Consider the following 4,965-nt stretch of genomic DNA (forward strand, 5'->3'; position numbering starts at 1 on the left):
TTCGCGAGCAAGCCCGCTCCCACATTTTTGACCGCGTACATAGCCGGAATTTATGTGATGCCTACATTGACGACGTACACCACCAACATCCAGCCCGACTGGGTGGATTACAACGGCCACCTGCGCGACGCGTTCTATCTGCTGATCTTCAGCTACGCCACTGACGCGCTGATGGACACCCTGGGCCTGGACAGTGAAAACCGCGAGGCCAGCGGCCATTCGCTGTTCACCCTGGAGTTGCACCTGAACTACCTGCATGAAGTGAAACTCGGTGCCGACGTTGAGGTGCATACGCAGTTGATCGCCTTTGATACCAAGCGCCTGCACCTCTATCACAGCCTGCATGGGGTCGGTGATGAAAAAGAACTGGCGGGCAACGAACAGATGCTGCTGCACGTCGACCTTGCCGGCCCGCATTCGGCACCGTTTAGCGAGACGACGCTGGAAAAACTCATCGCCATCCGCGCAGAGCAGGCCGACCTTCCACGCCCTGCCCTGCTCGGCCGAGTGATTGGACTGCCCGCCAAAAAACAATAAGGAGCCGCCATGCAAACCGTCGCCGCTGTTGCCGATTTCCGTATTTACCCGAAGATCTGCGACCTCTTTGATGCGCAGGTGTTGGACGATCAGATTCGCGTGCGATGGGCCGATGGGCGGGTCAGTCCGTTTCATCATCAGTGGTTGCGGGATAACTGCCCCTGCGGGGAATGCGTGTACAGCGTGACCCGCGAGCAGGTACTGGAAATCGTCGATGTGGACGCACATCTGCGCGCCATCGACGCCCATATCGACCAGGGCTTTCTGAGTGTGACGTGGAGTGGAGGTCATCGTAGCCAATACGATCCTGGCTGGTTGCGAGCCCATGCCTACGACGACGATTCACGCGCCGAACGTCGTGCGGCAAAGCCAAAATCCCAGCTGTGGGACAACCGCTTTCAGTTACCGGTTTTTGAGTATTCGGCAGTCATGGAAAACTCGAACGCGTTGCTCCAATGGCTACTGGCGCTACGCGACTCAGGCCTGACGCAAATCCGCGGCGTACCCACCGAGCCTGGCTCCCTGGCGCTGATCGCCAAACGCATTTCGTTTATCCGCGAGAGTAACTTTGGCGTGCTGTTCAACGTGCAATCAAAGGCCGATGCCGACAGCAATGCCTACACCGCTTTCAACCTGCCGCTGCACAGCGATTTGCCGACCCGGGAGCTGCAACCGGGGCTGCAATTCTTGCATTGCCTGGTGAATGAGGCCGACGGTGGCGAGAGCATTTTTGTCGACGGTTTTGCCATTGCCAACGCCTTGCGCGAGGAAGATCCCGAAGCGTTCAAGGCCCTGTGTGATATCCCGGTGGAGTTCCGCAATAAAGATCGTCACAGCGACTATCGCCGCCTCGCACCAATCATTGCGTTGGACGCCTTGGGCGATGTGGCGGAGATTCGCATGGCCAACTTTTTGCGTGGCCCGTTCGAGACCAGCGTGGAACAGATGCCGTTGTTGTATCGCGCGTATCGACGCTTTATTGCCATGACTCGCGAAGACCGGTTCCGCCTGGTAAAGCGCCTGAACCCAGGCGAGCTGTGGTGCTTCGACAACCGCCGCACCTTGCATGCGCGCAATGCGTTTGACCCGGCTTCCGGGGCGCGGCATTTTCAGGGCTGCTATATCGACCGGGATGAATTGCTGTCGCGCATCCTGGTGTTGCAACGCTAGATCGAGGTGTGGCCTTCGCGAGCAAGCCCGCTCCCACACTCGATTGCATTTCAAAGGTGGAACTCGGTCAAATGTGGGAGCGGGCTTGCTCGCGAAGAGGCCCGTGCAGTCGCCACAAATCCCAGACAAAAAAGCCCCGGTCCAGCCGTGACTGGATCGGGGCAGAGCGCTTGGTGTGAGCGTGACATCCCGAGGGTGACCAAACCTTCGAGGTGCGTGCCTGGCATTCAGTGTGCCTATTACTGCTATCGGCAAATGACCCGAAAACGACCTGTTCATAGCCATCTGAGCCATTCGTGGATTCTGCCCTTGCCGACCGGCCGGTGGCCTACCAGAATCCAAACCAATCCCCGCTCTCTACACCAGGATGAACGTCATGATGCACGCGGATTTGATTGACCAGGATGACCTGCTGGGCCAACTGCGCTCACTGGGTTTTGAAGTGTCCAGCGGTGCCACCGCCGAGCAGGCCTGCGAGTGTGCAGTTCGCGGTTTGAGCCCGGCGCGGGCCAAGGCGCTGAAGGGCATGGTGGAGCAGATGTACACCGGTAGCGCGACAATATTGCCGGCCGTGCGCCAGGCCATCGATAAGCAGTTGTTGCCGGCTCTGGTGCAGTTCAAGCAGAACTCTGGCGCCTGACAGACCGCTTTCGCGAGCAAGCTCGCTCCCACCTTTGACCGAGTTCCAACTTTGAAATGCAGTCGAATGTGGGAGCGGGCTTGCTCGCGAATGCAGGCAACTCGATCTAGAGCCTCACACTGGCAAACGTCGACTCATTGCGCGCCTGACTCAACGCCGACATCGGCCCCGACAACGGTGACAACACCAGCGCCTGCGGAATTGGCATCATCGCCACCTGCTGGGTGGTGTTGGACCCAACGCGCTCATCCCGTGGTGGAATGCCGAAGTATTCGCGGTAGCACTTGGAGAAGTGCGGCGTGGACACGAAGCCGCACACCGAGGCCACCTCGATGATCGACATCGGCGTTTGCTTGAGCAACTGCCGCGCACGGATCAGACGCAGCTTGAGGTAGTAGCGCGATGGCGAACAGTGCAGGTATTTCTGGAACAGGCGCTCCAGCTGGCGACGGGACACGGCGACGTATACCGCCAGTTCATCCAGGTCGATCGGCTCCTCCAGGTTGGCCTCCATCAGCGCGACGATTTCCTGCAGCTTCGGCTGGTTGGTGCCGAGCATGTGCTTGAGCGGCACGCGCTGGTGGTCTTGTTCGTTGCGGATGCGTTCGTACACAAACATTTCGGAGATGGCGGCCGACAATTCACGGCCGTGATCGCGGCTGATCAGGTGCAGCATCATATCCAGCGGCGCGGTACCGCCCGAGCTGGTGAAGCGGTTGCGGTCGAGGGTGAACAAGCGAGTGCTCATCGACACACGGGGGAAGGCTTCCTGCATCGACGCCAGGCATTCCCAGTGCACGCTGCAATCGAAACCGTCGAGCAAGCCGGCGCATGCCAATGCCCAGCTGCCGGTGCACACCGCGCCAAGGCGACGGGACTGGCGCGCCTGGCTTTGCAGCCACGACACGTGTTCGCGGGTGACGGTCCGCTGGATACCCACGCCACCGCACACAATCACAGTGTCCAGGGCCGGGGCTTTGTGCATGGATGCATCGGGGGTGATTTGCAGACCGTCGCTGGCCCACACCTGGTTTCCGTCGACACTCAGGGTTGTCCAGCGATACAGCTCGCGGCCGGACAGCTGGTTGGCCATGCGCAGGGGTTCCACTGCCGAAGCCAGGGAAATCAGCGTGAAATTGTCCAGCAGCAAAAAGCCGATGGATTGAGGCGCACGGTTCTGGGGTTGGGCCCCGGAGTTGAACGACGTCATCGCGGTATCTCCTCACACAAAGCGGGTGATGGCCTCAGGCGAGGCTCTTGTTATTGCGCTCGTCCTGGGAAGGAGAGGCTTTGGCTTGATAGAGCAAATGCCATGCCTAAAGTTGAATGGCCGTCCAATAACTCCTAAAAACGACCTCATGAGCCGTCTAAATAAGCCCATGCAGTAAGCGCGGATATGGTCGTAGGAACGAGCCTGCTCAAGGGGTGTGAGCAGAACGGTAGCACTTGTGGGAAGGCGCTTTGCAGGCGCAGGAAAACTCTGTCACCGCAAGCACGGGTGACGGGTGGCTCGGCGAGAAATCGTTTGGTAGCTACTTATCTGTTTGCGACGCGCTAAAAGGTGGCGCTTTGGGATTCGGGTGTTCACTTTATGAGCAGTGTTGTCTGGGCTACCGCCTTCGCGAGCAAGCCCGCTCCCACACTTGACCGCGTACATCCTGAAGAAGCACGGTCGAATGTGGGAGCGGGCTTGCTCGCGAAGGCAGGCGACGCGGTCTCAACACTCGACAGCGCTAACCGCCAACCCACCCCGCGATGTCTCTTTGTATTTGTCATGCATATCCGCGCCAGTATCGCGCATGGTGCGGATCACTCGGTCCAGGGAAATGAAGTGCTGGCCGTCACCCCGCAGTGCCATTTGCGCCGCGTTGATCGCCTTGACCGCCGCAATCGCATTACGCTCGATACACGGCACTTGCACCAAGCCGCCTACCGGGTCGCAGGTCAGGCCGAGGTTGTGTTCCAAGCCAATTTCCGCAGCATTGCACAACTGTTCCGGCGTGGCGCCCAGGATCTCGGCCAACCCGGCGGCGGCCATGGCGCAGGCTGAGCCGACTTCGCCTTGGCAACCCACTTCGGCACCGGAGATCGAGGCGTTCTTTTTACACAGAATGCCCACCGCCGCCGCTCCGAGCAGGTAGTCGACTACGTTGGCTTCTGTGACTTCTTCGCTGAACTTCATAAAGTAGTGCAGCACCGCCGGGATGATCCCCGCCGCGCCATTGGTAGGTGCCGTCACCATGCGTCCACCGGCGGCATTCTCTTCGTTGACGGCCAGGGCGAACAGGTTGACCCACTCCATGGCACTCAAGGTCGAACCGATCACATTCGGCTTGTTCAACTCCTGCAAGCTGCGATGCAACTTGGCGGCGCGACGGCGCACGTTGAGGCCACCTGGCAGGATGCCTTCGTGCTTGAGGCCCTGCTCCACGCAATCTTGCATGGCCCGCCAGAGTTTCATCAGGCCACTGCGGATTTCATCTTCAGAGCGCCAGACCTTTTCGTTGGCCAGCATCAACTCGGCCACGCGCAGGTTGTGGGTCTTGCACAGCTGCAACAGCTCCACCGCGCTGGAAAAATCATAGGGCAACTCGGTACGGTCCATGTCAGCCACGCCG

The 4,965-nt window shown here is 59.6% G+C and carries 5 protein-coding genes; 3 read left to right on the top strand and 2 right to left on the bottom strand.

Features of this window, described 5'->3' with window-relative positions:
* Positions 1 to 57 precede the first annotated feature (57 nt).
* From ACRESD_RS17660 to ACRESD_RS17670, 3 genes are all read left to right on the top strand, one after another.
* Entirely contained in the window at positions 58 to 537 is a 480-nt protein-coding gene (locus ACRESD_RS17660) for a thioesterase family protein (protein WP_431752092.1), read from the top strand.
* A gap of 9 nt (positions 538 to 546) precedes the next feature.
* Positions 547 to 1,707, top strand: coding sequence for a gamma-butyrobetaine dioxygenase (locus tag ACRESD_RS17665; protein ID WP_431752093.1), 1,161 nt, complete (start codon positions 547 to 549; stop codon positions 1,705 to 1,707).
* A 376-nt stretch (positions 1,708 to 2,083) separates the two neighbouring features.
* Complete coding sequence (locus ACRESD_RS17670; RefSeq protein ID WP_028618238.1) at positions 2,084 to 2,347, top strand: hypothetical protein; 264 nt, start codon at positions 2,084 to 2,086, stop codon at positions 2,345 to 2,347.
* A 106-nt stretch (positions 2,348 to 2,453) separates the two neighbouring features.
* On the opposite strand, the gene ACRESD_RS17675 is transcribed toward ACRESD_RS17670, so the two are convergent.
* Complete coding sequence (locus tag ACRESD_RS17675) at positions 2,454 to 3,557, bottom strand: GlxA family transcriptional regulator (protein WP_065938176.1); 1,104 nt, start codon at positions 3,555 to 3,557, stop codon at positions 2,454 to 2,456.
* Positions 3,558 to 4,064: 507 nt separating this feature from the next.
* The coding region (locus ACRESD_RS17680; RefSeq protein ID WP_431752094.1) for an L-serine ammonia-lyase at positions 4,065 to 4,965 on the bottom strand (901 nt) is incomplete at its 5' end.

This window comes from Pseudomonas sp., from assembly GCF_050739995.1.
Classification (GTDB): domain Bacteria; phylum Pseudomonadota; class Gammaproteobacteria; order Pseudomonadales; family Pseudomonadaceae; genus Aquipseudomonas.

What these genes read in the sequence shown, in the direction of transcription:
- ACRESD_RS17660 (WP_431752092.1), top strand. Translation starts at nt 58, where the DNA reads ATGCCTACATTGACGACGTACACCACCAACATCCAGCCCGACTGGGTG.
- ACRESD_RS17665 (WP_431752093.1), top strand. Translation starts at nt 547, where the DNA reads ATGCAAACCGTCGCCGCTGTTGCCGATTTCCGTATTTACCCGAAGATC.
- ACRESD_RS17670 (WP_028618238.1), top strand. Translation starts at nt 2,084, where the DNA reads ATGATGCACGCGGATTTGATTGACCAGGATGACCTGCTGGGCCAACTG.
- ACRESD_RS17675 (WP_065938176.1), bottom strand. Translation starts at nt 3,557, where the DNA reads ATGACGTCGTTCAACTCCGGGGCCCAACCCCAGAACCGTGCGCCTCAA.